This window comes from Bradyrhizobium sp. T-12, assembly GCF_058314695.1.
Window position 1 is genome coordinate 4,081,941 of record NZ_CM177756.1, and the last position, 24,035, is coordinate 4,105,975.

Consider the following 24,035-nt stretch of genomic DNA (forward strand, 5'->3'; position numbering starts at 1 on the left):
CTGCCTCAGCGTGAATTGCTTTGTGCGGCAAGGCAATGACGTCTGAGGTCATCGTCACCGTGACATTATCAGCCGCATGAGCGCATATGGTCCCGCCATGCGCCACTTCCCGCCCCGCCGCATCGTCTGCCTGACGGAGGAAACCGTCGAGACGCTCTATCTGCTCGGCGAGCAGGACCGCATCGTCGGCGTCTCCGGCTACGCTGTCCGCCCACCGCAGGTGCGGCGCGAGAAGCCGCGGGTGTCGGCCTTCGTCTCCGCGGACATCCCCAAGGTCCTGGCGCTGGAACCGGACCTCGTGCTGGCTTTCTCCGATCTCCAGGCCGGCATCGCCGCCGACCTCGTCCGCGCCGGCGTCGATGTCCACGTCTTCAACCAGCGCGATATCGCCGGCATCCTCGCGATGATCCGCACGCTCGGTGCGCTGGTTGGCGCGACGGAGCGCGCGCAGGCCCTCGCACAAGGTCTGGAACGGCGCCTGGCAGCGATCGCCGCAACGCCCCGCCCCTCGCCCCGGCCGAGGGTCTACTTCGAAGAGTGGGACGATCCGCTGATCTCCGGCATCGGCTGGGTGTCCGAGCTGATCGAGATCGCCGGCGGCGAGGATGTGTTTCCGGACCTGCGCCATCGGCAGGCCGCGAAGGATCGCATCGTCCTGGCGGAGGCGGTACGCGAGGCCGCGCCGGACGTGATGCTGGCCTCCTGGTGCGGCAAGAAGGTCGTCGCCGCCCGCATCAAGCAGCGTGATGGCTGGAGCGCTATCCCGGCCGTGCGCGAGGATCGCATCGTCGAGATCAAGTCACCAATCATCCTGCAGCCGGGACCGGCAGCGTTGACGGACGGGCTCGATGCGATCGTGACGGCGCTGTGGGGATGAACGCGGATAGCGGGGTCGCCGACACTCTCCTGTCCCGGACGCGCTACAACGCGTCAGCGTCGCTGCGCTACGTCCGGGCGCACGACCTTCCTCAGGTCACGGCATTCACAACCTGATACTCCGGCCGCCGCCACACCTCGCCTGCGACCACCTCCTCGATGATCTCCGCCGCCCGCACGATCTCGCTCTCACCGATATACAGCGGCGTGATCCCGAACCGCATGATATCGGGCGCGCGAAAATCGCCGATGAGGCCGCGGGCGATCAGCGCCTGCATGGCGGCGTAGCCGCCCTCGAAGGCGAAGGAGACCTGCGAGCCGCGACGCTCATGGCTGCGCGGAGTGACGAGCTTCAAGGACGGGCAGCGGCGCTCGACCTCCGCAATCAGGAGGTCGCCGAGCGCCAGCGATCGCGCACGAACCTCCGCGATATCGACGCGGTCCCAGATGTCGAGCGAGGCCTCCAGCGCCGCCATCGCCAGCACCGGTGGGGTGCCGACGCGCATGCGCTCGACGCCGCCGGCAGCCGCATAGGCCAGCTCGAAGGCAAACGGCTTGGCGTGGCCCATCCATCCCGACAACGCAGCCCGCGCCGTATCGGCGTGGCGCGGCGCGACGTAGAGGAAGGCCGGCGCGCCGGGGCCGGCGTTGAGATATTTGTAGGTGCACCCCGCCGCAAAATCCGCGCCGCTCCCGGCAAGATCGACCGGCAGCGCACCGGCGGAATGGGCGAGATCCCAGACCGTGACAATGCCGAGCGCATGGGCTTTCGCGGTCAGATCCGCCATGTCGTGGCGTCGGCCGGTGCGATAGTCGACCTCGGTGATGTAGAGGACCGCGACCTCCTCTGACAACGACGCCTCGATCTCCTCCGGTGCCACCAGGCGCAATTGATGGCCGCGCCCGAGCGTCTCGATGAGGCCCTCGGCCATGTAGAGGTCGGTCGGGAAGTTGCCGGTATCAGACAAGACGATCTTGCGCGACGCGTTCATGTCGAGCGCAGCGGCAAGCGCCTGGTAGACCTTGAGCGACAGCGTGTCGCCGACCATCACCGAGCCTGCTTCCGCGCCAATCAGCCGGGCGATGCGGTCGCCGACATGGCGCGGCTGGGCGTACCAGCCCGCGGTGTTCCAGGCACGGATCAGCTCATTGCCCCACTCCGTCGTGATGACGCGGTTGACCCGCTCGGCAACGCCCAGCGGCAGCGCACCGAGCGAATTGCCGTCGAGATAGATCACGCCGTCAGGCAGATGAAACAGGGCCTTGGTGTCGACGTAGACGCGATATCTGGTCATAGACACTTCTTTGGACATTTCTACAGGATGGTGCGGACGCGCCAGAGCTCGGGGAACAGCTCCACCTCCAGCATGCGCTTGAGATAGCTGACCCCACCGGTGCCGCCGGTACCGCGCTTGAAGCCGATGACGCGCTCGACCGTGGTCACGTGGTTGAAGCGCCAGCGCCGGAAATAATCCTCGAAGTCGACCAGCTTCTCGGCGAGCTCGTAGAGCATCCAATGCGTCTCCGGCGCCTCGTAGACGACGCGCCAGGCCTGCAGAACGCCTTCGTTGAAGCTGTGGGTCTCGCGAACATCGCGCGCGAGCACGGCCGCCGGCATCTTCAGCCCATGGCGGTCGGCAAGCCTGAGCACCTCATCATAGAGGCTGGGCGTCGCCAGTTCGGCCTCAAGCAGTTTTGTCGTTTCCACATCGTGCGCGTGCGGCTTGAGCATGGCATGGTTGCGGTTGCCGAGCAGGAATTCGATCAGCCGGTACTGGCGCGACTGAAAGCCCGACGACTGTCCGAGCTGCGAGCGAAAACGCGTGTACTCGCTCGGCGTCATCGTGCGCAGCACGTCCCAGGCGTTATTCAGCTGCTCGAAGATGCGCGACATCCGCGCCAGCATCTTCATGGCGGGCGACACCTCGTCCCGGGCGATGGCGCGGCGCGCGGCACTGAGCTCGTGGATGGCGAGGCGCATCCACAATTCCGTGGTCTGATGCTGGATGATGAACAGCATCTCGTCATGCGCTTCCGACAACGGATGCTGCGCGCCCAGGATCGCGTCCAGCGACAGATAGTCGGCATAGGACATGCGCCGCGCGAAATCGGTCTCGGCGCCTTCCCTCGTGGGATCGTAATCGCTGGAGGTCATGGGCAGGCCCTTTCGATCGATCTTCCCCGGCCTTGCTCAGTCGAGGCCGATCAGGCGCGCGGTGATCAGCGAGGCCGGATCCTTCAGTCCGTCGATCACGGTAAAATGGTTCAGCCCGGGATCGACGACAAGACGGGTCGGCACGTCGAAACCGGTCCAGACATTGGCCATCAGGTCGGACTGGCGGATGAATTCGGGCCGCTCGCCGCCGCCGACCCAGGCGGTGACAGGCGAATGTCCGCGCGGCAGATGCAGCGCAGCACTTTCGAGCGCCGCCTCTTCCACGGTCATGCGCAGCGTGTCGTTCATTTTGGTCTTCAGCAGCGGACGCAGATCGTGCAGGCCACTGATCGAGAGGGTGCCGGCGATGCGGTTGAAGACGGCGGGCTCCAGCCGGCTGTCGTCGCACAACATGCGCGTGACGAGATGACCGCCGGCGGAGTGCCCGGCAAGCCGGATCGGTCCTGCGACGAGCGAAGCCGCCTTGGCGATCGCGGCGGTGATTTCGGCAGTGATGTCGGAGATGCGCGCGGCCGGCGTCAGCGTGTAGCTCGGCAGCGCCACGGTCCAGCCGTGTTGCCGTGCGCCTTCGGCCAGATCAGTCCAGGTCGATTTATCGAAGCGCATCCAGTAGCCGCCGTGGACGAACACCACGAGGCCTTCGCTGTCGCCGTCGGGCAGGACCAGGTCGAGCTTCTGGCGCTCACCCGCGCCGTAGGCGATATCAGCGCGAAAATTTGTCAGCCCTGCCCGGTAGGCCCCCGCCCGCTCCGCCCACAGCCCCGGCATCTTGTCCGACCCCGGGATATGGGCCGAATTGGCGTAAGCATCATCCCAATCGCGCATTGTCACTCCCGAGGACTCAGGCCTTGCGATGGGCGCCAGTCTGCCACCAGAGCAGGAGGCGTCCTAGTACTTATTTTAAGCTTAAAGGATTTTGGAGAGCCCTTGTTTCGGGCAACAGCCGCTCCGGCCGAGATATCTTGGGGCGAGCAAAGCGCAGCGTGCCCACGCATTTGGTCATGTCAGAGAAAATTCGTGGGCACGGCGCAAGTGCGCCTTTGCCACCCCTACGAGAGCCGCGATCGAGGTGGCCGCTACGCTCTCTCCACTCCGCACCATTCCGCGATGAACAGCGCCATCGCCTTGGTCGTCTTCTTCAGCGACTCCAGCTCGACGAATTCGTTGAAGCCGTGCATCTCGCCGCCGCTGGCGCCGAAGCAGAGGCTCGGGATGCCTTCGTTGAGGCCGTAGAAGCGGGTATCGGTGAGCGCGGTGAAGACGAGGTCCTCCGGCGTGCCGCCATAGACCTTGCCGAACGCTTTGCTGAACGCGGCCTCCGGCGCGGCGGCGTCGGTCAGCTCATAGCCTTCCGACAGGAACCCCGACCACTCGATCTCGGGCGGATTGTTGGCGAGGAAGCGGTGGTTGCGCGCGGCGGCCGCGACGCAAGCCATGATCTCCTTCTGGTGATCGGCGATCGACCAGCCCGGCAACACCGCGATCCGGCAATCGACGTCGCACCAGGCCGGCACGCTGGAGGCCCAGTCGCCGCCCTTGATGATGCCGGGGTTGAAATTGATGGGATGGTTCAACGTCCTAAAGTGCTTGTCGGCCTTGGCGCGCTCGTTCCACTCGATCTCGAGCTTTTGCAGCGCCTGGATCAGATGATAGGCGGCCATGATGGCGTTGGCGCCGGAGCCGGCGAATGCCACGTGCGTCGGATGCCCCTTCACGCGCAGGCGGAACCAGATCACGCCGACCTGCGAGCGCACCATCTTGCCGCCGGTCGGCTCCGGGATGAAGCAGGCGTCCGCGCGGTAGCCGCGCTGCAGCGTCGACAGCGCGCCGACGCCGGTGCTCTCCTCCTCGATCACGGACTGGAAATGGATCCGCGCCGTGGGCTTGAAGCCCGCGGCCTTGATTGCGTCCAGCGCATAGAGCGCGCCGATCGTACCCGATTTCATGTCGCAGGCGCCGCGGCCGAACATCTTGCCGTCCTTGATGACGGGCGAGAACGGCGGCGTGTCCCACAATTCCAGCGGGCCGGCGGGCACCACATCGCAGTGCCCCTGCAGGATCAGCGACTTGCCGCCGTTCGTTTGCGGACGATAGGTCCCCACCACCGAGCGCGCCTTGGAGAAATCATGCTCGATCGGGCCGAAGCCGCGCAGATCCTTGAGATCGTCGACGTTGATGTGCCAGTCATCGACCTCATAGCCACGCTCGCGCAGGAGGTCGCCGATCATGTCCTGGCACGGCCCCTCCGCCCCGCGGGTCGAAGGGATCGCGACGAAATCGCGTGTGGTTGCAAGCTGGGCTTCGAAGCCGGCATCGACGGCGTCGAGAATCCTCTGCTGCGTTTCGGCATTCATCCGGCAACTCCAGGCATTCCAATGGTCCCAAGGAGTGTGCAGGCTAGCCGATTTCAGCCGTTCGGGTACTCCACAAAATATGCATCCCGCAATGCATCTTCGAGCAGGCGGCCTTCGGAATAACCATTCAGCGACGCAGGCCGGCTGACGCCGTCGAGCAGGCGCGGACACGGCTCGGGCGCGCCGAGCACCGTGCGAACCGGGATGCGCTCGGCATAAACAGGCAATTCATAATCCTCCTCGTCGTCGGCAACACCCTTGGCGCGTATCTTGGCCGAGGCTTCCTCGATCTCCATCGCGATGAAGGAGGTCGCCTTGATCTCCTGGGTGTTGCTGGCCCGAAGGCTCGCGGTGCGATCCGGGAAGAAGCGGTCGACCATCGCGATCACCGCGCGCTCCTTCTCCGCGGGATCGGTAACGAGATAGGCGGTGCCGAATGCCATCACCGCACGGTAGTCGGCGGAATGGTTGAAGCCGCAGCGCGCCAGCACGAGGCTGTCGAGATGGGCCACCGTGAGACACACGCGCTCGCCCCTGGTCTGATTGCGCAGCATCCGGCTGGCGCTCGAGCCGTGCCAATAGAGCTTGGTGCCCTCGCGCCAGAAGAAGGTCGGCGTGCAATAGGGCTGGCCGTCGATCACGTAGGAGACGTGGCAGAGCATCGAGGAATCCAGGATGCGATGAACCGTGTCGTGATCGTAGAAGCCGCGGTCGTGCCGGCGCTTCACCTGGTTGCGCGCGGAGGTCGGATAGGAATTGGTGGTCTCGGTCTGGCTCACGGCCGCTCCTGATCGGATTGGAAAGAACGGGCGCAGTTGTAGCGGCGCATTTGGTCTGCGATAGTTCCAATTCCATGCGAAAAATTCCGACCAATTCCATCCCCTCGCCGGTTAAGGCCGAACTGCCGCTCGACCTCACCGGTCCCCACATCACGGCCGGCGCCTCGTCGGCGCACCGGCTCTATCAGGCCCTGTGCGAGATGATCGTCGGCGGCCTGGTGAAACCGGGCGAGCCGCTGCCGCCGTCCCGCACACTGGCGAAACAAACGGGCTTTCGGCGCAACGCCGTCGTCATCGCCTATGAGCGACTGATCGCCGATGGCTTTGCCGAGGCCACTGTCGGCTCCGGCACCTTCGTCGCCGCGCGAATCCCGGCGCGCGCGGCCGCGCCGACCAAGCCCAAGGCGATTGTCGAAACGCCCGGACAAGGCGCGTTCGCGCTCGGCTGCACGCATATCGACGAACGCGCGGTGCAGCGCTTCCGCGCTTTCGTCGGCCGGCGCATGCGCGCCTTCGGGTCGGAACATCTGCATTATGGCGATCCGCGCGGTAGCCGCGAGCTGCGCGCGGCCATCGCCGATCATCTGTTGTCGGCGCGCGGGCTGCGCTGCGATCCCGATCAGATCATGCTGACGTCGGGTACCCTGCACGCGCTGCGCATCGTGCTGAGCGCGATCCTGAGGACGGGCGACCAGGTCTGGTGCGAGGACCCCGGCTATCCGGCCGCGCGAAAAACCATCGTGCATTGCGGCTATCGCGCCGTGCCCGTCCCCGTCGACGAGCACGGCATGCGGATCGCCAAGGGCCGCACCGCGGCGCCCGACGCACGCGCGGCCTATGTCACGCCCTCGCACCAGTTTCCGCTGGGCGTGCAGATGTCGATGCCGCGGCGCCTCGAGCTTCTGGACTGGGCGAGGCACGCCGGTGCCTTCGTGCTGGAGGACGATTACGACAGCGAGTTTCGCTATGACGGCGCACCGTTGATGTCGCTCGCCGGCATCGACCGTCTCCAGCGCGTGATCTACCTCGGCACGTTCGCCAAGACGCTTTTTCCGGGCCTGCGCATAGGCTATTGCGCCCTGCCCGAACGCCTGATCGCGGACGTGACGGCGGCGCGCGCGGCGCTCGACCGCTTCCCCGCCACGCTGATGGAAGGTGCCGTGGCCGACATGCTCAATTCAGGCGCGTTCGCCGCAAACCTCAAGCGCGTGCGAAAACTCTATCGCGACGCACGCGATGTGCTGGCCCAAACGCTGGAAGCCGCGTCCGATGGCATGCTCTCGGTGCCGGTGCCCTCACAAGGCCTGCATCTGGTCGCCCGGTTCGATCCGTCGGTCGACCTGTCGGTGGCCGCGCGGGCCAAGCGGGCTGCCGGCGCGGAAGGCTGGCTGTTGGCCGACACCTATTCGCGCGCGCGGCCTCTGCCCGGCTTCGTGCTGGGATTCTCCGGCCATCCGGTTCCACAGCTCAAGGCCTCCGCCGAACGGCTGGCGAGGGAGTCGCGCGCGGCCCTGCGCGCGAGGGCCAAGGCGGCCAGGGGCGCGTGACGAACGTTCACTATGAGAATCGCCGGCCAGTCCCTACATTGCGGCATCGTCTCCGAGACCTTTCGCCATGCCGCTACGCCGCACGATCTGCCTCTCATTCCTGATCTCCATCGCACTTGCCGCGACGGCACATGCCGGCTCGGTGGGACGCGAGCAAGACATCGGCGATCTCAAGCTGGGTCAGCGCGTGCAGGTGGACGACGGAACCTGTCCCGCCGGACAGATCAAGGAAGTGCGGGGGGCGAAGATGTCGGACAAGGGCGTCGTGCGCACCGCCACTTGCGTGCCGCGCTACGGTCCGAAGACGAAATAGCTACTGCTTCGCCGGATCGAACATGCACTGCAAGGTCGGCTTGGCGATCTTGGTGAAGGTCGGGCCGATCTCGCCCTGCTTGGAAGCCGGCACCCAGTCGGTCTCGATGGTGGGTACGCCGGTTTCGCTGATGCCGCGCAACAGCGCTTCGCGCAGATCGCGGTCCTCGACGGCCGCCGCGGCGTGATCGTGCAGGCAGCCGCAGACTTCCTCGGGATGTTGCCAGCGCCCGATCATCCGTGGTGCGCACTGGCGCACGAACTCGGTGCGGGGGTCCGGTAATCTGGAGGGCGCGCGTACCTGCGCCTCGGCCGCACTGATCGTCAGGACGGACACGAACGCAGCGGCGCAAAATCGAACGAGCATGACGGCCTTTATCGGCTGATTTTCTTGTTATCGATCAGAAGCGCGCGGCAACCACGATCGGCTGCGACGTCGCGGTGGTGATCGGCGAGCCGCTGTACTGGAAGGTGCCGATACCGGGGAGATTGCCGTCCGGCGAACCCGCGAACGAGGAACCGGCAACCACGAAAGCGAAAGCAAGGATGAAGCTGAGCGCGCGCATGGTCTTGTCTCCGAATTCCCTGGCCGGCGGTGCGCCGTCGTCGTTGTGAAGCTGATAACCATGGGCGGTTTCGCCCGTGATGCGCCAAAACGCAAAATGGTTTCATCTGGCGTGAGAATTGTTTCGTCCCCTGCAGGGCGACGACACAATTCTCCAAAACTGCCAATCATTTCAGTCAGGTCGCGCCGGAGCTGAAAGCGGCCTGCCAGGCTCCTGATCCAGCCGCGCAACCGCCTCCGCGCCGCCGCCGTCACCGTAACGCATTGCGCGCTTCACACGCATTTTACGTTTTTCTGCTGAAGAGGATGTCAAACGAAGGCTGGGTCCGGTCGAACCGGGGGCGCGTCGGCTGCGACCCAAGCCATCGAAACCAAGACGCCCGGGATCACCGGGCGCGTTCAGTTGAGGGATGGCCATCATGACGATGCAGGATCGCGCGACGCCGCGCGAGGCGGACCAGCGGACCGACGGCGGAGATCAACGACCGAGGCGCGTCGCCTCGGCCGGCTTGATGTCGCTGCAGTCCGGCCGCGGCTTTGAGGCCGCGCCGCAAGCATTCGTGCGGCTGACCGGCTCGCATCTCGTCAAAGGCGTCACTGCGTGAAGAACTCGCCGCATTTCTGGACGTTTGCGTCTGCCGGTCCCCAAGGCATGATCGGGACGGTGGAGGTCGAGTTCTTCGGCGAGCCCTCGATCAGCCTGTCCGAATAGACCATGTAGACCAGCACGTTCCGCTTGGCGTCGCAGCCGCGCACGATCTGCATCTTCTTGAAGAATAGCGAACGGCGCTGGCGAAACATGTCGTCGCCCTGCTCCATCTTGGTCTTGAACTTGATCGGGCCGACCTGGCGGCAGGCCAGCGAGATGTCAGAGACCTCCTCGGCAAGGCCCAGCCAGCCCTTGAAGCCGCCCTTCTCCGGCACCGTGAAATGACAGGCGACGCCCTCGACCTCCGGATCGTCGAGACCATAGGTCGCGAGCTTGTCGTTCGGGCTCATCCATTTGAACACGGTGGAGCGACGGAAGATCAGATCGGGCTCGTCAGCCGCATGCGCGGACGCCGCCGGCACAGCCAAGGCCAGGAGGAATAAGGCGAGGCCTTTCAAGCGGATGCCGCCAAGACCAGGGAAACGAGATGACATGAAGTTCTCCGGTAACAAGTCCCCACAATGTAGGTATGAGGCCGCCGCTCAGGAAGACGACGAGCGGACGGGCACGGCCGCCGTTTACCGCTCTGTGAGGCTTTTTTGTTACGTCTTGGACAAAAGTAGCTGATGGCAGAACCGCGCTGCTGGTGAACGCGTATCCCCTTTGCGAGACTAACGTCTGATTTGGATTATGGATTCGAGGATGAACAGCGTGAACGGGTCGGGTTTCTCTGCCAAGCCGGCGCGGCTTTGGCAGGTCGCCATTGTGACGGCGGCGAGTGCGATGGGCGCGACCAGCCAGGCAGACGCAGCATATTACTATTGGACGGATTATTCCGACGGCTCCTATTACGGCCGACAGGACCGGCATCCCGAGATACCGCGCCAGAAGCCGCAGAAACGCAGCGCGACCGGCAAGAAGGAAGTTGTCGCCCAAAAGGAAGCCGGCACCAAGCCGCAGGGGCCGCTGGTTATCGTCGTCTCGATCGACCGGCAGAAGGTCACGGTCTACGACACCAATGGCGTGTTCGCGGAATCTCCGGTGTCGACGGGCATGAAGGGCCATTCGACGCCGATGGGTGTGTTCAGCGTCATCCAGAAGCACAAGTTCCATCATTCCAACATCTATAGCGGCGCGCCGATGCCGTACATGCAGCGGATCACCTGGTCCGGCGTCGCCATGCATGCCGGCGTTCTGCCGGGATATCCGGCTTCGCATGGCTGTATCCGGATGCCGATGGCGTTCGCGGTGAAGATGTGGAATTGGACCAAGATGGGCGCGCGCGTCATCGTCGCGCCCGGCGAGATGACGCCGCACAGCTTCTCTCATCCCATGCTCGCCTCATTGCGCGTTCCGCCGCAGCCCGCCGCCAGCCTCGAGCCGCAGACCAATGTCGGCGACAAGGCAGACAAGGGCGCAGCGCAGACCAAAGCCGCCGAAGCCAAGCCCGCTGAAACTAAGCCCGCCGAGACCAAGCCTGTCGAAACCAAGACCGCCAGCGCCGACGCGGTGCTCGAGCTGCGCGCCTCCGTCGGCCACACCGTGATGTCGGATGTGACCACGGGCAATGCGCCGGCGCATGAGGAAGCCGCCGCGCCCGCCGACAAGGCCGAGACGGCCGAAGCATCCGACGCGGCCAAGACTGCGTCGGAAGAAGCCGCCAAGCCGGCGACCGAGGACAAGCCCGCCGACAAGGCCGAGCCGGTCAAGACGCAAGCCGCAGACTCCGCGAAGACGCCCGAGGCACCGGCACCTGCGGTCGCCGGCTCCCCCGAGGCGAAGAAGGACGAGACCCGCGTCGCCGATCCCGCACCGACCGCCAAGCCCGACACACCCAAGCGGGCCGGCCAGATCGCCGTCTTCATCAGCCGCAAGGATTCCAAGCTCTACGTGCGGCAGAATTTTGCGCCGCTGTTCGAGGTCCCGGTCACGATCGCCACGAGCGACCGTCCGCTCGGCACGCACATCTTCACCGCCGAGCTCGACAAGACCGATACCAATGCGCTGCGCTGGTCCGTGGTGTCGCTGCCCGTCTCCGCCCGTTCCGCGGCACGCGAGGACGACAGCCGCCTCACCCGCCGCAAGGCTGGCGCTGCTGTGATCCCCGTTGCCGCCAAGCTCGTTGCTGCCAAGCCTGTCGTCACGCCGGACAGCCCGGCCGCGGCGCTCGACCGCATCTCGATCCCCGCCGACACCATGGCGAAGATCAACGAGATGCTGACATCAGGCGGCTCCATCATCATCTCCGACCAGGGCATCAACCAGGGCGAGACCGGCGAAGGCACCGACTTCATCGTTCGTCTGTACTGACCTGCTTCACTGTGGCCGATAACGCGGTGTTGACGAGGCCGGGCGCACCGGCGGAGTAACATGCGGCCCGGATCATTTCGGGGGATGCCGTCATGATGAACCGCAGGACCGTGCTCACCGTGGCGCTGGCGGGCGTGCTCGCGCCGGCGACGCGTGCGTTTGCCGATGGCGGCATGAGCCGGATCTCGGCCTATGCGTTTTCTTTCCCCGCTTTGTCGGGCGACGACATCCGCCTCGCCGCTTTCACCGGTAAGCCGCTGCTGGTGGTCAACACCGCCTCGCTGTGTGGCTACACACCGCAATATGCCGGCCTGCAGGAGCTCTGGAGCGAGTTTCGCGAACGCGGACTCACCGTGATCGGCGTGCCCTCCAACGATTTCGGCGGCCAGGAGCCCGGCGGCACCAGCGAGATCACGGCGACCGCGCACCACCAATATGGCGTTACCTTTCCGATTACCGCTAAGGCTGCCGTCGTCGGCGCCAAGGCGCATCCCTTCTACAAATGGGCCGCCGATGCGCGGCCTCGGGAAGTTCCGCGCTGGAACTTCCACAAATACCTGATCGGCCGCGACGGCTATATCGCCGACGTGTTTCCGTCAGCGGTCGAGCCGGCCGACACGCGGATCAAGACGGCAATTGCCAAGGCGCTGGCCGACAGCTGACGCGAGGCGCAGCCCATCCGGCTGGGCACAATTATGGCGGGATGCCAAACAGCCGTTGCAATGGCGATGGGCCACCATCTAGGCTAGGATCGTAAGGGCAGGACGGTTTGGCCGAAGGCGAAAAGCCGCGGCGGAACAACGGGATCAATCTCGAGGACAACACCATGCGCGTGGCGGCAGGACTGATTTTGGCAAGCGCGATCTCTCTGGCCATGACCGGCGCGGCGTGGTCGCAGACCCCGGCCGCGAAGCCCGCAGCCGCGACGCAAGCCGCACCGGCGGCGACGCCGGCAGCTGCAACACCCGCCCCGGCTCCGGCGGCCGCTCCCGCAGCGGCGGCGCCAGCAGGTTTCGTCAATCCGCCTCCGCCCAAGCAAGCCCCGCAGCCGGCGCGCGCGGCCTGCAACACGCAAGGCGCGCTCGGTGTCGCCCGCACCGTCGAGATCGATACCACCGGCGGTCCCGGCTTCGGCTTCGAGCATTTCAAGGAGCTCGACTTCCTGCGCGACAAGGAGGTGGTGCTGACCTTCGACGACGGCCCCTGGCCGAAGAACACGCCCGCGGTGCTGAAGGCGCTCGCCGATGAATGCACCACCGGCATCTTCTTCTCGATCGGCAAGCACGCGACCTACGAGCCGGAGATCCTGAAGCAGGTCTACGCCGCCGGCCACACCGTCGGCACCCACACCTGGTCGCACGCCAACCTCAACAACAAGAAGCTCACCGAAGCACAGCGCAAGGAAGAGATCGAGAAAGGCCTGTCCGCGGTGAAGTGGGCGCTCGGCGGCATCTCGCCCTCGCCGTTCTTCCGCTTCCCGGCGCTCCAGCATCCGCCGGAGATGGTCACCTATCTCGGCAACCGCAACACCGCGATCTTCTCCTGCGACATCGATTCCTTCGACTTCAAGGCCTCCAAGCCCGAGAAGGTGGTCGAGACCGTGATGAAGAAGCTCGACACCAAGGGCAAGGGCATCATCCTGATGCACGACTTCCAGAAGCACACGGCGGAAGCCCTGCCCGAGCTGCTCAAGCGCCTCAAAGCCGGCGGCTACAAGGTGGTGGCGATGCGCGCCAAATTCCCGGCGTCGACGCTGCCCGAATACGACCAGGAGCTGCTCAAGGACGTCAAGCTGCCGACGGTGAGCCAGCGCCCGGTCAATTCCGTGGTGACGACGGTTTCCGAATAGACGGCCATTGTCTTTCCAGATCGAAGGCTACGTCATCGTCTCGGCGGACGGCATGCTTGCCGACGCCACCCATGTCATGCCCGACAGCCTGAAGTTCGACGGCGACAAGCTGTTCTTCGAGCAGGCCCTCGATCGCGCCGCGCTGATCGTGCACGGCCGCAACTCGCATGAGCAGCAGCCGAACTCGCCGAAGCGCAAGCGGCTGATCCTGACGCGCAGGATCAAGGCCCTCACCGTCGATCCCGAGATGCCGAACGCGACGCTGTGGAATCCGGATCATGCGAGCTTCGAGGAGGCCTGCGCCTTTGCGGATGTCGCCTCCGGCACGGTCGCAATCATCGGCGGCCCCGTCGTGTTCGACCTGTTCATGGACCGCTATGACACGTTCTGGCTGTCGGAAGCCCCGCATGTGCGCCTGCCCGGCGGCGAAGGCTGTTTCGTCGGCGTGCCCCAGCGGACGCCGCATGAGGTGTTGGCCTCGCACGGGCTGAAGCCCGGCGCGCCGTATCTCCTCGACTCCGGGCACGAGGTGACGGTGACGCCGTGGCGTCGACGCCAGGCCTGAAGTTAAAAACCGAAGATCAACCCCATGCACAGTACCGGCATCTTGTTACCGGTGACCACCTCACGGAATGATCACATCAAACTTGGGACCTCGGGAGCTGACGCCCGGCTGCCAGCTCGCGGCTAGACGTCCCCGTAGGCGGCCTCGGCCGGACGCGTGGTGCGGCCGTAACCCATCAGCATGAACAAGGCGCCGATGATCGAGAGGTTCTTCAGCGCGTCGACCACCATCTTGGCATTGTCGGGCGCAGCCTGGTTCCAGAAGTCATCGAGCACCACCGTCGCAACCGCGACGTAGATGATCATCAGCATCGCGAAGAACCGCGCGCCGAAATTCAGCGCGATCATCAACCCCGCGATGATCTCGAGCCCGCCGATCGCGATCGCCAGCAACTGCGGCGTGGTCATGGCGGTCGCCGTCTCGAGCTGCTTGGCGTAGGGCGCGACGATGTCGGGCACCACGACCTTGCTGGCGATGAAGTCGGCCGTCGCCTGGATGGCAAAGAGCTTGGTCGCGCCCGTGTAGATGAACAGCACGGCGAACAGAATTCGCCCGAAAGTCACGAACGCTGGCATGATCGGCCTCTTGGCAAGCTTAGAGCGCGGAACGCGTGAGCAGATTATGGAGAGTCGTGCGCCGGTTTACAAACAGCGAAATGGAGAAGTGAAAGGAATTCAAGGTTGGCGCCTCTTACCTTCTCCCCTTGCGGGAGAAGGTGGCTCGCGCAGCGGCGAGATGGATGAGGGGTATCTCTCGGCACAGCAAACTCTCGCGATGGCCACTCGCGGAGAGATACCCCTCATCCGGCGCTTCGCGCCACCTTCTCCCACAAGGGGAGAAGGGATTGCACCGCCGATGACGCTGGAGCCAGCCTTACGTGAACAACGTCGGCTGTTGCCGCGCCGCGCGCTCCTGCGCTTCGACCACCGCGACTGCCGTCATGTTGAGGATGCCGCGCGCCGTCACCGACGGGGTGAGGATGTGCGCGGGGCGCGCCGGTCCGACCAGGATCGGGCCGACGGGCAGCGCGTCCGCCAGCGACTTGATCATCTGATAGGCGACGTTGGCGGTGTCCAGCGTCGGCATGATCAGGATGTTGGCCTCGCCCTCCAGCTTGGAATGCGGCAGCACCATTCTTCGCGCAGCCGAGGAGAGAGCCGTATCGCCCTGCATCTCGCCGTCGGCCTCGATCTCGGGATGCTTGTCCTTCAACAGCTGGGTCGCCAGGCGCATCTTGCGCGAGGAGTCGGTGTCGTAGCTGCCGAAATCCGAATGCGAGATGAAGGCGATCTTCGGCTTGATGTTGAAGCGTTGAACGTGGACCGCCGCGAGCGATGCGATCTCGGCCAGCTCTTCCGCGCTCGGATTGGGGCGAACTTGCGTGTCGGCGATGAAGAAGGCGCCCTTGCTCGTGATCAGCAGCGCCAGCGCCGCATAGTCGCTGATGCCCGGACAGAATCCGACGATCTCGCGGACATGGCGCAGATGGCTCATATAGCGGCCCTCGACGCCGCACAGCATGGCGTCCGCCTCGCCGCGCGTGACCGCGAGCGCGGCGATCACCGTGTTGTTGGTCCGCACCACGGTGCGGGCCGCATCCGGCGTCACGCCGCGGCGGCCGGCGACCTCGACATAGGACTGCACGTAGGAACGGTAGCGCGGATCGTCTTCGGGATTGACGAGGTCGAAATCCTTGCCGGCGCGGATCGAGAGGCCGAAGCGCTTGATGCGCGCCTCCACGACCGAAGGGCGGCCGACCAGGATCGGCCGCGCCAAATTCTCCTCCAGCACCACCTGCGTGGCGCGCAGCACGCGCTCGTCCTCGCCTTCGGCGTAGATCACGCGCACCGGCTGGGTCTTGGCCTTGGCGAACATCGGCTTCATGACGAGGCCGGAGCGGAACGCGAAGCGCATGAGCTGCGCAGCATATTCGTCGAAATTGGTGATGGGACGCGTCGCGACGCCGGACTCCATCGCCGCCTTCGCAACCGCCGGCGCCACGCGCAGGATCAGCCTGGGATCAAACGGGCTCGGGATCAGCGAGCCCGGGCCGAAACCGCCCGCCTCGCTGGTTTCGACCCCGAGCGCCACCGCATCCGACGGCGCCTCGCGCGCGAGCTGCGCGATGGCCTCGACCGCGGCGTGCTTCATCTCCTCGTTGATCGCGGTCGCGCCGACGTCGAGCGCGCCGCGGAAGATGAAGGGAAAGCAGAGGACGTTGTTGACCTGGTTCGGATAATCGGAGCGCCCGGTGCAGATCATGGCGTCGGGCCGCGCTTTCCGCGCCTCCTCCGGCATGATCTCCGGTGTCGGATTGGCGAGCGCCATGATCAGCGGCTTGTCCGCCATCGCCTTGGCCATGTCAGGCGTCAGCACGCCCGGCGCCGAGAGACCGATGAAGATGTCGGCACCGCCGATGACGTCGCCGAGCGTACGCTTGTCGGTCTTCTGCGCATAGACCGCCTTCCAGCGGTCCATCGTGGTGTTGCGGCCCTCGTGCACGAGCCCGTCGATGTCGCAGACCCAGATGTTCTTGCGCTGCGCGCCCATCGACACCAGGAGATTGAGCGTCGCGATGGCCGCGGCCCCTGCCCCCGACGCCACGATCTTGACGTCGGACAGCTTCTTGCCGTTCAGCCTGAGACCATTGGTGATGGCGGCGGCGACGATGATGGCGGTGCCGTGCTGGTCGTCATGGAAGACCGGGATCTTCATGCGCTCCTTCAAGCGCGTCTCGATCTCGAAACACTCGGGTCCCCGGATGTCCTCCAGATTGATGCCGCCGAAGGTCGGCTCGAGCGCCGCGACAGTCTCGACCACGCGGTCGATCGTGTCGGCGGCGATCTCGATGTCGAACACGTCGATGCCGGCAAATTTCTTGAACAGGACCGCCTTGCCTTCCATGACGGGCTTGGAGGCCAGCGGGCCGATATTGCCGAGGCCGAGCACCGCGGTGCCGTTGGAGACCACGGCGACCAGATTGGCGCGGGTCGTCAAGGTGGCGGCTTCCGCCGGGTTCTTGGCGATCTCGGTACAGGCCGCGGCAACGCCCGGAGAATAGGCCAGCGCGAGGTCGCGCTGGTTGGCAAGCGGCTTGGTCGCCTGGATCTCGAGCTTGCCGGGGCGCGGCAGACGATGGTAGGCGAGCGCCGCCTGGTGGAGATCATCAGAATAGGACGACATGCGGTCTCTTGCCTCGCGTTACCCGCCTCAAAATGCACGATCCGGGGCCGCTGTCCAAGCGAACCGTATTTCCGGGTCATGGAAACGGGATGAAGCACGCCGGGCGCCCCGGTGGCAACATCCGATTGCGCGCCCATCAACAGGGCGTGCGGCCAAATGTTTGAAAACCATAGCTTTCCCTGGACCGCGCGGCGTTTCGCGAATATGGCAGGTTGCGCGGTGCAGAACGAGCAACTGGAGCCGGAAATGAAGCGAATCCTGATCGGCCTGATCGTGGCAGCCGGGCTCGGCGCGGGCGGATGGTTCGGCTTCAACCTCTATGTCCAGCACCGGGCCACCGGCGAGGTCGAGGCGGCGTTCGAGCGGATCCGCTCGGGCGGCGGCAAGGCGAGCCATGGCAAGGTCACGTTCGAGCTCGCGACCCGGACACTGACCATCGAGGACATCGCGGTCGAACCCGCCCAGCCACAGCTCGCCAACATCAAGGTCGCAAAGGTCACGGCCGTCGGTGTCCGCCAGCCAGACGAGGCCCATTTCTCGGCCGACAACATTGACCTGTCCGGCGTCGAGGTCGCCTACACGTCCAGCGAGCAGGCGAAGCTGAAAGCGAACTACAAGATCCCGCAAATCAGCGCGCGCGACTTTTACGGCCCGACCCGTGCAGACGGCACGCCGCTGTCCGGCTCGATCATCGACATGTACCGTTTCATGCTCGCGCAATACGCGACCGTCTCGGCGTCCTCGATCACGGCGCCGACCATCGCGGTCAACGTCGATGCCGGCAGCGGCAATGCCGGCAGCGGCGACTACGTCTATTCGGGTCTGTCGGTCCAGAACCTCAAGCGCGGCAAGATCGAAACCGCGAAGACGGACCACGTCAGCTTTACGCTCGACCTGGCCCAGCCGGGCAAGCCCGCGAAAATGACCGGCGAAATGTCGGGTCTCGCCATCTACGATTTCGACGCGACCGCCGTCAGGGCCGCGCTCGATCAGCAAGTGTCGAGCGATGACAATTTTCACAGGATCTATCGACGCATTTCAGTGAATTCATATGTGGTGACGACGGCGCCAGGCGTGCGCGCGCTGATCGACGGCATCACCTTCGACGACATTGCGATCCGTCCCTCGAAATTCCGCCCGGCCGAGATCATCGCGCTGGTGCCGGCTGACGGCTCGATCCCGACGCCGACGCAATCGCGCGACATGATCGAGAAGGTGGCCGACTTCTTCGAGGGCTTTCGGATCGGCAAGGCGGAAGTCGGCAAGCAAACGGTCGAGACGCCGCAAGGGACGGGACGGCTCAACGCGGTCAAATACGATCAGGACAAGATCGCGCTGGAAGGCCTGGAGATGCCGATGCCGCAGGGCCAGCTCAAGATGGAGCGCTTCACGCTGAGGTCCTTCAGCGCCGGAAATCTGATGCGCTGGGCAGCAAGCCTGAAGACGCCGGGACAGCCGCCCTCGCCCGATCAGATGCTCGGCCTGTTCCGCGTGCTCGAAGGCGCCGAGATCAAGGGCGTGGTCTCGCCGTACAAGACGACGCGGCAGCTCTTCACCATCGACACGATCAGCCTGAACTGGGGCCAACTGGTCGGATCGATCCCGAGCAAAGCCAATCTGGTGGTGAAGATGGTCACGCCGACCGATCCCGCCAATCCGGCGTTGCAGCCGCTGATCATGGCGGGCGTGGACAAGCTCGCCATCGACCTCGATCTCGGCGCGGCCTGGACGGAATCGACGGGCGCGTTCGCGCTTGCGCCGGCCACGATCGATCTCGGCAACCTTGCCAAAGCGCAAGTCGGCTTCGCGCTCGCCAACGTGCCGCGCGGCCTGTTCACGTCCGATCCGGTGCAGGCGATGGGCCAGGCGGCGCAGGTCGAGACCGGTGCGCTCGAGCTCTCGCTGCGCGACAGCGGCGTCGTCGACCTCGTCGTCGCGCAGTTCGCGCGCATCCAGAATGTCAGCCGCGACGCCGCACGCAACGCCATCGTCGAGATGATCAGGGCGCAAGGCGAGAAGATCGCGGGGGCCAGCGCCGATGCCAAGGGCGCGGTGGATGCGCTCGCCGGCTTCGTCGAGACATCAGGTCAGACGCTGACCGTCAAGCTCGCGCCGCGCGCCAAGGTGCCGCTGATGCAATTGATGCAGCTGATCCAGACCGACCCGGAGAACGCGCTGGCGCAGTTCAGGATCGAGGCGTCGACGGGGTTGTAGTTTGATCTCGTGTCCCGGACGCGGCGCGGCATGAAATGACGCGACGCAGAGCCGGTACCCAGAGAGCTTGCGGTTCACCGCGACAGGGGCCCCGGCTCGGCAGCGCATCACTGCGTGCTGCGCTGCGTCCGGGGCACGAGACCAGGCGTGCAGCCTCACTTCTGCGGCAGGTTCACCCGCACATGCAGCTCGCGCAGCTGCTTCGTCGTCGCTTCCGACGGCGCGCCCATCAGCAGGTCCATGGCCTGCTGGTTCATCGGGAACAGCGAGATCTCGCGCAGATTGGTGGTGCCGCAGAGCAGCATCACGATGCGGTCGACACCCGCGGCCATGCCGCCATGCGGCGGCGCACCGTACTGGAAGGCGCGGTACATGCCGCCGAAGCGGTCGACCACTTCCTGCTCGCCGTAGCCCGCGATCTCGAACGCCTTCACCATCGCTTCCGGCACGTGGTTGCGGATGCCGCCCGAGGCGATCTCGTAGCCGTTGCAGGTGATGTCGTACTGGAACGCCTTGATGGTCAGCGGATCCTGGCCCTTCAGCACCTCGAGGCCGCCCTGCGGCATCGAGAACGGGTTGTGCGAGAAGTCGACCTTCTTGTCCTCGTCGTTGTACTCGTACATCGGGAAGTCGACGATCCAGGCGAGCTCGAACCGCTCCTTGTCGGTGAGGTTCAATTCCTCGCCGACCTTGTTGCGGGCCAAACCAGAGAACTTCCAGAACTTGTCGGGATCGCCGGCGACGAAGAAGGCGGCATCGCCCTCCTTGGTGCCGATCTGCGCGCGAATCGCAGCGGTGCGCTCGGGCCCGATGTTGTTCGCAAGGGGACCTGCACCCTCGCCGCCTTCGCGCCACATGATGTAGCCGAGGCCGGGCTGGCCTTCGCCCTGCGCCCACGAGTTCATGCGGTCGCAGAACGCACGGCTGCCGCCGCCCGGCGCGGGAATGGCCCAGACCTGGTTCTTGGGATCCTCTAGCATGCGCGCGAACACCTTGAAGCCGCTTCCGCGGAAATGCTCGGAGACGTCCTGCATCTCGATGGGGTTGCGCAGATCCGGCTTGTCGCTACCGTATTTGCGCAGCGCCTCGGCAAACGGAATCCGGCGCCAGCCTTTCGTCACCGGCTTGCCCTTGGCGAACTCCTCGAACACGCCGGTGATCACGGGCTCCATCGCCGCGAACACGTCCTCCTGCGTGACAAAGCTCATCTCGACGTCGAGCTGGTAGAACTCGCCCGGCAGACGGTCGGCGCGCGGGTCCTCGTCGCGGAAGCAGGGCGCGATCTGGAAGTAGCGGTCGAAGCCCGACATCATCAGCAGCTGCTTGTACTGCTGCGGCGCCTGCGGCAGCGCGTAGAACTTGCCGGGATGGATGCGCGAGGGCACCAGGAAGTCGCGCGCGCCTTCCGGCGAGGACGCGGTCAGGATCGGGGTGTTGAACTCGAAGAAGCCCTGCCCCTCCATGCGCCGGCGCATCGACTTGATGATCTCGACGCGCGTCATGATGTTCTGGTGCAGCTTTTCGCGGCGCAGATCGAGGAAGCGGTACTTCAGGCGGATGTCTTCGGGATATTCCTGGTCGCCGAACACCGGCAGCGGCAGGTCGCCCGCCGGGCCCAGCACCTCGATCTCGGTGACATAGATCTCGATCTTGCCGGTCGGCAGATCGTCATTGTCGGTGCCCTCGGGGCGGCGGCGGGCCTTGCCGTCCATCCGCACCACGAATTCCGAACGCAGCTTCTCGGCCTGCGCGAATGCCGGCGAGTCCGGATCGACCACGCACTGGGTCAGGCCGTAATGGTCGCGCAAATCGATGAAGAGCACGCCGCCATGGTCGCGGACGCGATGGACCCAGCCCGAAAGGCGGACCGTCTCGCCGATGTTGCTCTCGCGGAGCGCGCCGCATGTATGTGACCGGTAGCGATGCATGGTCGTCCCAAAATCAATGTCGGAGGGGTCGAATCGGACGGCCTGTCACGGCCGGTCCGAGATTGCGGCAGGGTTTACCCGACGAGGCCCAAGGCGGCAACCAAGGGAACGGCCTGTTTTGGACCCGGAGGGCCCATTTTTGGCTTATCGGAGCCCAAGCCTTTGCCATCAGGCGTTCCAGCCCTATCTTGAGGCCATGACAGTGCATTTCCCCTTCCAGAACTCCTATTCGGCGCTGCCGGACAGCTTCTTCGCCCGCGTCGCGCCGACCCCGGTCACGGCCCCCCGGCTGATCAAGCTGAACCGGCCGCTGGCGGTCCAGCTCGGGCTCGATCCGGACATGCTGGACACCCCGGAAGGTGCGGCGATCCTGGCCGGCAAGACGGTTCCCGACGGCGCCGACCCCATCGCCATGGCCTATGCCGGGCATCAGTTCGGCCATTTCGTGCCCCAGCTCGGCGACGGACGCGCCATCCTGCTCGGCGAGGTCATCGACCGGGAGGGCGTCCGCCGCGACATCCAGCTCAAGGGCTCGGGCCCCACCCCGTTCTCCCGCCGCGGCGACGGACGCGCGGCACTCGGGCCGGTGCTGCGCGAATACATCGTCAGCGAAGCGATGTTCGCTCTGGGCATCCCGACCACGCGCTCGCTCGCCGCCGTCGTCACCGGCGATCACGTCATCCGCGAGACCGCGCTGCCCGGCGCGGTGCTGACGCGCGTCGCCTCCAGCCATATCCGGGTCGGCACCTTCCAGTTCTTCGCCGCCCGCCGCGACACCGACGCGATCCGCGCCCTCGCCGATCATGTCATTGTCAGGCACTATCCGCAGCTGCGCGAAGCGGAGCGCCCCTATCATGCGCTGCTCGCCGGCGTCGTCGCGCGTCAGGCCGAGCTCGTCGCGCGCTGGCTGCTGGTCGGCTTCATCCATGGCGTGATGAACACCGACAACAGCTCCATCTCCGGTGAGACCATCGATTACGGCCCCTGCGCCTTCATGGACGCCTACAACCCCGCACAGGTGTTTTCCTCGATCGACGAGATGGGCCGCTACGCCTATGCCAACCAGCCGCGCATCGCGCTGTGGAATCTGACGCGGCTCGCTGAATGCCTGCTGCCGCTGTTTTCCGATGACCAAGAGAAGGCGGTCGCCGAAGCCCAGGACATTCTCGGCGCCTTCGCGGACCAGTTCAGTGCCGCCTATCAGGCTGGCCTGCGCAAGAAGGTCGGCCTGTTCACGGAGCGCGACGGCGACGAGGCCCTGATCCAGGACCTGCTCGATGCCATGGCCAAGAACCAGGCCGACTTCACCCTCACCTTCCGCAAGCTCGGCGACGCCGCGGCCGATGACGCCGCCGACGTCCGCGCGCAGTTCATGGAGCCTGCGGCCTTCGACGAATGGGCCGGCCGCTGGCGCGCGCGCATCGCGCTGGAGCAGCAAGGCGCAGCCGAGCGGCAAGCCGCCATGCACGCCGTCAATCCCATGTTCATCCCGCGCAACCACCGCGTCGAAGCCGTGATCCAGGCTGCCGTGCACGACAACGACTACGCGCCGTTCGAGGAATTGGTGAAGGTGCTGGCAAATCCGTTCGAGGACCAGCCGGAGTATGCGGCCTACGCCGATCCGCCGCTGCCGGACCAGCGGGTGCTGCGGACGTTCTGCGGGACGTGAGGCGGGTCCGACCGCGCACGACCATCTCTAATTGGTTCACTACGTGGATTGCGCCTTGCGCGGCGCATCCTCGTCCCGCGGGCGTTGTGGACACGTCCCGTGCGCGGGAACCGCTGTCATCAAACTGAAACACACGCGCTCTAACCGCCTGTCAGGGTCGTCTTGCCGGAGGCGTCCGTCCTCTAACCATCCCGACACAGCGCGCGCATGCCCTTCAAATTCATCCACCTCACCGACACGCATCTGGCGAACCCCGGCTCGACGCTTTACGGCCTCGATCCGCGCGCCCGGCTGGACGCGGCGATTGCCGACATCAACAAGCATCAGTCCGACGCCGCGTTTGCGGTCGTGACCGGCGACCTCACCCATTGGGGCGAAGCGGAATCCTACGCCAATTTCGCCGACGCGATGGCCGCACTGAAGATTCCCTACATCGCCATGGTCGGCAATCACGACAAGCGCGTCACCTGCCTCGACGCGCTGAAAGCCGCGCCGCGCGATGCCAACGGCTTCGTGCAGGGCACGCGGACCACCGAGCACGGCCTGTTCGTCTTCCTGGACACGCTGGACGAGACCAGCCATGCCGGCGAGATGTGCGCCAAGCGCCTCGGCTGGCTCGCGAGCACACTTGCAGCCGCGCCCGCCGACCAAGAGTTCGTCGTATTCATGCATCACCCGCCCTTCCCGGTCGGCGTGCCCGCGATGGACGAGATCGGACTGAAGCAGAGCGCCGAGTTTGCCGAGGTGATCGCGCCCTATCGCGCGCGCATCCGCCACCTCTTCTTCGGCCATGTGCACCGCCCGATCTTCGGCAGCTACGGCAAGATCCCGTTCTCGACCCTGCGCGGCACCAATCACCAGGTCTGGTTCGAGCTGGACGCCAATGCCACCGACCATCTGGCGAGCCACGAGCCGCCGGCCTATGGCGTGGCGCTGATCGACGACGACAATCTCGTCGTGCACAGCCACGACTTCCTCGACCAAAGCCTGCGCTTCCCCTTCGAGCCTCCGGCGGGAGTGGATGGCCGCCACTATGCGCTCAACTTCGCGGCGCGGTGA

General features: G+C 65.5%; 22 protein-coding genes. 11 read left to right on the forward strand and 11 right to left on the reverse strand.

Annotated elements, in window-relative coordinates:
• Positions 1-97: 97 nt before the first annotated feature.
• Positions 98-877 carry a cobalamin-binding protein gene (locus tag AC0WRY_RS19335; RefSeq protein WP_491123489.1) on the forward strand — a complete coding sequence of 260 codons (780 nt, stop codon included), beginning with the start codon at positions 98-100 and terminating at the stop codon, positions 875-877.
• Between the two features lie 91 nt (positions 878-968).
• On the opposite strand, the gene kynU is transcribed toward AC0WRY_RS19335, so the two are convergent.
• From kynU to AC0WRY_RS19360, 5 genes are all read right to left on the reverse strand, one after another.
• Positions 969-2,171, reverse strand: a complete 1,203-nt coding sequence (gene kynU, locus AC0WRY_RS19340; RefSeq protein WP_491120482.1) for a kynureninase — start codon at positions 2,169-2,171, stop codon at positions 969-971.
• A gap of 20 nt (positions 2,172-2,191) precedes the next feature.
• The gene (gene kynA, locus AC0WRY_RS19345) at positions 2,192-3,031 is read right to left on the reverse strand and encodes a tryptophan 2,3-dioxygenase (protein ID WP_194402394.1); all 840 of its coding nucleotides are present in this window, start codon (positions 3,029-3,031) and stop codon (positions 2,192-2,194) included.
• A 36-nt stretch (positions 3,032-3,067) separates the two neighbouring features.
• Complete coding sequence (locus AC0WRY_RS19350; protein ID WP_491120484.1) at positions 3,068-3,877, reverse strand: hormone-sensitive lipase; 810 nt, start codon at positions 3,875-3,877, stop codon at positions 3,068-3,070.
• Between the two features lie 251 nt (positions 3,878-4,128).
• Complete coding sequence (locus AC0WRY_RS19355) at positions 4,129-5,406, reverse strand: ArgE/DapE family deacylase (RefSeq protein ID WP_194402396.1); 1,278 nt, start codon at positions 5,404-5,406, stop codon at positions 4,129-4,131.
• 53 nt (positions 5,407-5,459) lie between these two features.
• On the reverse strand, positions 5,460-6,185 hold the full coding sequence (locus tag AC0WRY_RS19360; protein ID WP_211417309.1) for a pyridoxamine 5'-phosphate oxidase family protein: 726 nt from the start codon (positions 6,183-6,185) through the stop codon (positions 5,460-5,462).
• A 74-nt stretch (positions 6,186-6,259) separates the two neighbouring features.
• On the opposite strand from AC0WRY_RS19360, the gene pdxR reads away from it, so the two are divergent.
• Both pdxR and AC0WRY_RS19370 read left to right on the forward strand, forming a co-directional pair.
• Positions 6,260-7,732, forward strand: a complete 1,473-nt coding sequence (gene pdxR / locus AC0WRY_RS19365) for a MocR-like pyridoxine biosynthesis transcription factor PdxR (RefSeq protein ID WP_491120487.1) — start codon at positions 6,260-6,262, stop codon at positions 7,730-7,732.
• A gap of 67 nt (positions 7,733-7,799) precedes the next feature.
• A complete protein-coding gene (locus AC0WRY_RS19370) occupies positions 7,800-8,045 on the forward strand; it encodes a DUF6719 family protein (RefSeq protein WP_491120489.1) in 246 nt (81 codons plus the stop codon).
• Here AC0WRY_RS19370 and AC0WRY_RS19375 read toward each other — a convergent pair whose 3' ends face one another.
• Complete coding sequence (locus AC0WRY_RS19375; protein ID WP_491120491.1) at positions 8,046-8,411, reverse strand: hypothetical protein; 366 nt, start codon at positions 8,409-8,411, stop codon at positions 8,046-8,048.
• Positions 8,412-8,445: 34 nt separating this feature from the next.
• Positions 8,446-8,610 carry a hypothetical protein gene (locus AC0WRY_RS19380; protein ID WP_491120493.1) on the reverse strand — a complete coding sequence of 55 codons (165 nt, stop codon included), beginning with the start codon at positions 8,608-8,610 and terminating at the stop codon, positions 8,446-8,448.
• 418 nt (positions 8,611-9,028) lie between these two features.
• Between AC0WRY_RS19380 and AC0WRY_RS19385 the strand changes: the two genes are divergently transcribed.
• Positions 9,029-9,214, forward strand: a complete 186-nt coding sequence (locus tag AC0WRY_RS19385; RefSeq protein WP_491120495.1) for a hypothetical protein — start codon at positions 9,029-9,031, stop codon at positions 9,212-9,214.
• Here AC0WRY_RS19385 and AC0WRY_RS19390 read toward each other — a convergent pair.
• Complete coding sequence (locus AC0WRY_RS19390) at positions 9,204-9,752, reverse strand: CreA family protein (protein ID WP_194402402.1); 549 nt, start codon at positions 9,750-9,752, stop codon at positions 9,204-9,206. The genes AC0WRY_RS19385 and AC0WRY_RS19390 overlap by 11 nt on opposite strands.
• A 208-nt stretch (positions 9,753-9,960) precedes the next feature.
• Between AC0WRY_RS19390 and AC0WRY_RS19395 the strand changes: the two genes are divergently transcribed.
• The 4 genes from AC0WRY_RS19395 to AC0WRY_RS19410 all read left to right on the forward strand — a co-directional run bounded on the left by AC0WRY_RS19395 (position 9,961) and on the right by AC0WRY_RS19410 (position 13,982).
• A complete protein-coding gene (locus AC0WRY_RS19395; protein ID WP_491120497.1) occupies positions 9,961-11,568 on the forward strand; it encodes a L,D-transpeptidase in 1,608 nt (535 codons plus the stop codon).
• A 92-nt stretch (positions 11,569-11,660) separates the two neighbouring features.
• Positions 11,661-12,230 (forward strand): glutathione peroxidase, encoded by a 570-nt coding sequence (locus AC0WRY_RS19400; protein ID WP_194402404.1) that lies wholly within the window; start codon positions 11,661-11,663, stop codon positions 12,228-12,230.
• A 164-nt stretch (positions 12,231-12,394) separates the two neighbouring features.
• Positions 12,395-13,417: a polysaccharide deacetylase family protein gene (locus tag AC0WRY_RS19405; RefSeq protein WP_194408324.1), complete on the forward strand. Its 1,023-nt coding sequence runs from the start codon at positions 12,395-12,397 to the stop codon at positions 13,415-13,417.
• Positions 13,418-13,424: 7 nt separating this feature from the next.
• Positions 13,425-13,982, forward strand: coding sequence for a dihydrofolate reductase family protein (locus AC0WRY_RS19410; protein ID WP_194402405.1), 558 nt, complete (start codon positions 13,425-13,427; stop codon positions 13,980-13,982).
• A 122-nt stretch (positions 13,983-14,104) separates the two neighbouring features.
• On the opposite strand, the gene AC0WRY_RS19415 is transcribed toward AC0WRY_RS19410, so the two are convergent.
• Both AC0WRY_RS19415 and AC0WRY_RS19420 read right to left on the reverse strand, forming a co-directional pair.
• On the reverse strand, positions 14,105-14,557 hold the full coding sequence (locus AC0WRY_RS19415) for a DoxX family protein (protein WP_491120500.1): 453 nt from the start codon (positions 14,555-14,557) through the stop codon (positions 14,105-14,107).
• A gap of 298 nt (positions 14,558-14,855) precedes the next feature.
• Positions 14,856-17,165, reverse strand: a complete 2,310-nt coding sequence (locus AC0WRY_RS19420) for an NADP-dependent malic enzyme (protein ID WP_259211089.1) — start codon at positions 17,163-17,165, stop codon at positions 14,856-14,858.
• Between the two features lie 246 nt (positions 17,166-17,411).
• Between AC0WRY_RS19420 and AC0WRY_RS19425 the strand changes: the two genes are divergently transcribed.
• Complete coding sequence (locus AC0WRY_RS19425; RefSeq protein WP_491120503.1) at positions 17,412-19,379, forward strand: aq_1923 C-terminal domain; 1,968 nt, start codon at positions 17,412-17,414, stop codon at positions 19,377-19,379.
• Between the two features lie 155 nt (positions 19,380-19,534).
• Here the strand turns inward: AC0WRY_RS19425 and aspS are convergent, their stop codons facing one another.
• Positions 19,535-21,307, reverse strand: coding sequence for an aspartate--tRNA ligase (aspS, locus tag AC0WRY_RS19430; RefSeq protein ID WP_491120505.1), 1,773 nt, complete (start codon positions 21,305-21,307; stop codon positions 19,535-19,537).
• Between the two features lie 196 nt (positions 21,308-21,503).
• On the opposite strand from aspS, the gene AC0WRY_RS19435 reads away from it, so the two are divergent.
• Both AC0WRY_RS19435 and AC0WRY_RS19440 read left to right on the forward strand, forming a co-directional pair.
• On the forward strand, positions 21,504-22,976 hold the full coding sequence (locus tag AC0WRY_RS19435) for a protein adenylyltransferase SelO (protein ID WP_491120507.1): 1,473 nt from the start codon (positions 21,504-21,506) through the stop codon (positions 22,974-22,976).
• Positions 22,977-23,183: 207 nt separating this feature from the next.
• Positions 23,184-24,035: a phosphodiesterase gene (locus AC0WRY_RS19440; protein WP_491120509.1), complete on the forward strand. Its 852-nt coding sequence runs from the start codon at positions 23,184-23,186 to the stop codon at positions 24,033-24,035.